At 42.3% G+C, this 4,199-nt stretch carries 5 protein-coding genes; all 5 read left to right on the top strand.

The window, feature by feature from the left end:
• Positions 1 to 316: 316 nt before the first annotated feature.
• The 5 genes from xerA (at position 317) to L1N85_RS24295 (ending at position 4,023) form a co-directional block, all read left to right on the top strand.
• Positions 317 to 1,387 (top strand): site-specific tyrosine recombinase/integron integrase, encoded by a 1,071-nt coding sequence (xerA, locus tag L1N85_RS24315; protein ID WP_235241615.1) that lies wholly within the window; start codon positions 317 to 319, stop codon positions 1,385 to 1,387.
• Between the two features lie 397 nt (positions 1,388 to 1,784).
• Positions 1,785 to 2,809, top strand: a protein-coding gene (locus L1N85_RS24310) for an IS630 family transposase (protein ID WP_235241616.1) whose coding sequence is annotated in 2 segments (ribosomal slippage) — positions 1,785 to 2,249 and positions 2,252 to 2,809 — 1,023 coding nt in all. Because the reading frame shifts where the segments join, the coding sequence is not laid out codon by codon here.
• A gap of 106 nt (positions 2,810 to 2,915) precedes the next feature.
• Positions 2,916 to 3,233, top strand: a complete 318-nt coding sequence (locus L1N85_RS24305) for a P-loop NTPase family protein (protein WP_235241614.1) — start codon at positions 2,916 to 2,918, stop codon at positions 3,231 to 3,233.
• A gap of 309 nt (positions 3,234 to 3,542) precedes the next feature.
• Entirely contained in the window at positions 3,543 to 3,770 is a 228-nt protein-coding gene (locus L1N85_RS24300) for a hypothetical protein (protein ID WP_235241613.1), read from the top strand.
• Positions 3,754 to 4,023 carry a type II toxin-antitoxin system RelE family toxin gene (locus L1N85_RS24295; protein WP_235241612.1) on the top strand — a complete coding sequence of 90 codons (270 nt, stop codon included), beginning with the start codon at positions 3,754 to 3,756 and terminating at the stop codon, positions 4,021 to 4,023. Before L1N85_RS24300 ends, L1N85_RS24295 begins: the two co-directional genes overlap by 17 nt.
• The last annotated feature ends 176 nt before the right edge of the window (positions 4,024 to 4,199 follow it).

The following is a 4,199-nucleotide window of genomic DNA, read 5'->3' as shown; positions in this document are numbered from 1 at the left end:
AAAACGTGCGCGAGACCATCTGTCATGGGGCGATTAAAATCAAGGAATTTGAGCTGCTTCCTACTCTCTCAGGTATAGGTTGACGAAATCAACAAGACTGTGACAAAATATTCGGTAACAGCTTCATAAGCTTCGAAAGCATCGGAGGAAATCCGGCGTCTCATGGCAGACGACGGGTTTCTTCCTTTCTTTTTGGCGGTTGGAAAGATTGGTTCCTATTTCCAAATGCTGCTGCAGCTGGTATACTAATCGGAAAGGTCTGGTACAAATGAACCTTACGTTATTGAAACGAAATGACCGGGAAATAGCTGTAAAGATGAGTTCCTTTGTGCAAGGGCACGTCAATCGTGTCAAAAGTATCCCCGGACGCAAATGGCTGCCGGATCAGCTGCTGTGGACTTTTCCTTATTCCGTTTCGGCGATTGAACGATTTATGGAGCTGTTTGCAGAGGAAGAGGTTTACGTAGAAGCCTTGTTGTTCGAAGAGTGTGAGCAATTGAGGATTTTTCGTCATGCGCTTGTTTTGCGGCAAGGCGAGAACGGGCGGGATGAGGAGCAGCTTGGAAAGCTGCGGTCTACGCTGCGGCTGAAGGGGTACAGCGCCAAAACAATCCGTGCATACAGCGGTCATGTAAAAAGGTTCTTGGTATTTGTGGATAAGGGGACGAGAGGTTTGGAAGAGGACAGCATCGGAAAATACTCGCTTTCCTTGTTGAACCAATCGTTATCTCACGCCTATGTGAACCAAGCGATCAGCGCAGTAAAGTTTTTTTTGCAGCATGTGCACGGACAGTTCGAGTCCGTTGCTTATGTAAGGCCAAGGAAAGAGAAGAAGCTGCCTAATGTATGCTCGCAAGGAGAGATTCTTCGCCTTCTGAAGGCGACTAACAACGTGAAGCATCAGGCTATATTGTATTTAACCTATTCATCCGGATTGCGTGTAAGCGAGGTGGTAAAGCTGCGTGTAATGGACGTTGACCCTGAACGCAAAATGCTGCTGGTTAAACAAGGGAAGGGACGTAAAGACAGATATACGTTGCTTTCGGATGCCGCAATGATAGTCGTGCGAGCGTATATGGATCAAGTGAAGCCTGACATATGGCTGTTCCCCGGGCAATATACGGGAACCCATCTGACGGAGCGTACAGCGCAAAGAATATTCGAGCAATGCGTTATTACGGCGGGAATAAAAAAGAAAATATCCATCCACTCGCTGCGCCATTCTTTTGCCACACACCTGCTGGAAAACGGGACCGATATCCGGTACATCCAAGAGCTGTTAGGCCACCAAAGCAGCCGCACCACCGAGATCTACACCCACGTCAGCGTCAAAGACGTCCGCCGCATACAGAGCCCGCTTGATCGCATGCAGCAGGAGTGTGAGTGAGAAGCTGCTATCAATAGAAGCAGAAACCCATCTTCCTTTGTAAAGTTCTCGCAATACAGAACTTCAGCTCTTATGAAGACTTTTAAGCAATACAGAAATAAGACGTTAGAGGAAATCGTCGCAAAATAAAAAAACATTAAAGAATTTGCCTATTTGGGAGGCATGAGTTTATGAAGAAGGCACTTGTATTGGGCTGTGCCGGTTCGGGAAAATCAACCTTCTCTACACTGCTAGGACAAGTTACAGGTCTTCCAGTTATTCATCTATATAAGTTGAACCAGAACACTTCCTGTCATAGAGAGGTTTTCATAGCATCTCCGTCGAAACTATAAAGACAAATTATGGGACGGTGAAGGCTGTGAAAAACCAAGAAATCATTGCTCAAATTGAAGAACGCATGAAACGAACAAAAGATCGTCGCATGTATGAACGTCTTCAAACGATTCGATTTCGAATGATGGGGATCCCCATCAGCCAGATTTCTCTGATGCTATGTCTTTCCGAGAAAACGCTCCGAAAGTACATCCATGCGTATGAAGAAAAAGGACTGGAGGGTCTGGTTATGAAGGTCTCTCCTGGAAAATCGTCCCGTCTCACTCTAGAACAGCGAGATGAATTAAAACAAGTCATCATGAATCAGGTGCCCGCTGATGTTGGTTTTACAGCGAAATTCAATTGGACGTTAAAAATTATAGCTGAATATATTGAACGTTGTTACGGATTCAGCTATTCGCTGCGCGGTGTTTCTAAACTGATGGAGCGGATGAATATGAGCTTTACCAGACCGACTTATACGTTAGATGCAGCCGATCCCGAGAAACAGAAAGAATTTGTCGAAGTAGTCTTTCCGGCATTAAAAAAGGGGTAGAAAATGGCGAAATTGATCATCTTTTGTTTGAAGATGAAAGCATGATTCGTGATTATCAGGCGTTACAACGAACTTGGTTTGAGAAAGGTAAGCAACGTGTGATCCCCACAACGGGCAAGCATCGCGGCGTGAAACTCTTGTCGACCGTTGATTACTGTAGTGGTCAAGTAGTCTGGAGAGAAGATGAACAGTATACCGCTGAGACGTTTTTGACCTTTTTACATCAAGTACGGGCTGCTTATCCTACAGGAAAAATAACGATGGTACTGGATAACGCCCGGATTCATCATGCAAAACTGCTGCAGCCGTTCTTGAACGAGAACCCACGACTTACGTTTGTGTTTCTACCTCCATACAGCCCTAAATTAAATGTTGTAGAAGGGCTCTGGAAATGGTTGAAATCGGATGTGATTAACAACGTGTTCTACCATACAGTCTCTGACATCCGTAAAAATGTTCATGCTTTTATGACGTCCATCATGGAGAAGCCGGCAGAGATCATTGATCGTCTGTGTGTACGAATGGAATCAGGTGAGATTGTAGAACATCTTTAGTTCAACTTATATAGATTCGTTATATTGGAAGCCAGGTTGGATTGCTTCCACAGAAGAGGAATGGGATCAAATAATTGATGAACTCATACAACATGATTCATATATCATGGATGGAAATTATTCAAGAACACTGAATAAAAGGCTTATTGATGCAGATGCAGTATATTTCTTTGATTTCCCACGATTTCTTTGTATCTATCGTGCAATTAAAAGAAGAATTATTAATCACGGTAAAACGAGAGAGGATATGGCAGAAGGCTGTAAAGAAAAAATTGATTTAGAATTTTTAATATGGATATGGAATTTCAGGAAAAGAAGCAGAGGTAAAATTTTAGAAACACTTGATCAAGTAAAGGAACAGAAACAGGTATATATATTTAAAAGTCCAAGGGAAGTAAAAGAATATATAGTGGCGAATATGTAAGTGAATCAATGAAGGCGACGACATCCTCTAACAATGTGTTCACGCATCGGCAGACAAGCTGCCTCGGTCCCGGAAGATAAGTCGAAGAAGTAATTGCCGGGACACATCCGCACCACCCAACCGCATCGCGGCCAGTCACTTCGTTCCTTTAGGGTGGTGGGACGTCGTGAACACGGAAACGTTATAAGAAATTAGCGCAAGTACGAAATTGAAAGTAAGCTTAGGAAGTGTATAAAACCAACAAATTCTGGAGCATCCTTATATATTAGCGTATAATAAGGATGAACAATCTAAAGGAGGCCACTACCAATGAGTGCTTCGAAACATGATGATATCGACGAAATTTTGGATCATCTGAATGATAAGAATAAAGTAGTAGCCAAAAGTTTTTTATCATGGTTACTTGATAAACAAGCGGATGAAGAAGATGAATATTTAACAAGCGATGATCTAAAGGCATTAGAAAAAGGTCGAATTGAATATCAGAACGGACAAACAAAATCATTGGAGGACTTGAAGCGTGAATTCGAAATATAAAATTACATTTTCGAATGATGCAGAAAAGTCGTTGGGGAAATTGGATAAACCAATGATAAAGAGAATATTTAAAGCACTGGATCTTTTGAGTATTGATCCATTTGAAGCTCCGAATGTAAAGAGAATGAAGGGGTCTGAAGACCAAGTTTTCAGATTGCGAGTAGGAAATTTTAGAATCATATATGAAATAAAAAACGATGAACTAATAATATGTGTGATGCGTATCGGACCAAGAGGAGACATTTACAAGTGACATCATACCCTAACAAAAGTTGTTAGGGTTTTTGTTTTAGAAAACCTTTTGAAGGCTGATCAGGAAGGCGCTAACATCTTATAACACTCTGGATTGGTTGCGCAGTTGCCCGAAAAAATGACCTTCATAACCATCGCATGAAGGCCGACAAATGAAAGAACATATGAGCAGCAAAG

Origin of the sequence: Paenibacillus alkaliterrae (assembly GCF_021532375.1) — a bacterium.
GTDB lineage: Bacteria > Bacillota > Bacilli > Paenibacillales > Paenibacillaceae > Pristimantibacillus > Pristimantibacillus alkaliterrae.
This window is presented reverse-complemented; position numbering and strand designations above follow the sequence as displayed.

Coding starts and splice junctions, on each gene's coding strand:
- xerA (WP_235241615.1), top strand. CDS start 317: ATGAGTTCCTTTGTGCAAGGGCACGTCAATCGTGTCAAAAGTATCCCC.
- L1N85_RS24305 (WP_235241614.1), top strand. CDS start 2,916: ATGGATGGAAATTATTCAAGAACACTGAATAAAAGGCTTATTGATGCA.
- L1N85_RS24300 (WP_235241613.1), top strand. CDS start 3,543: ATGAGTGCTTCGAAACATGATGATATCGACGAAATTTTGGATCATCTG.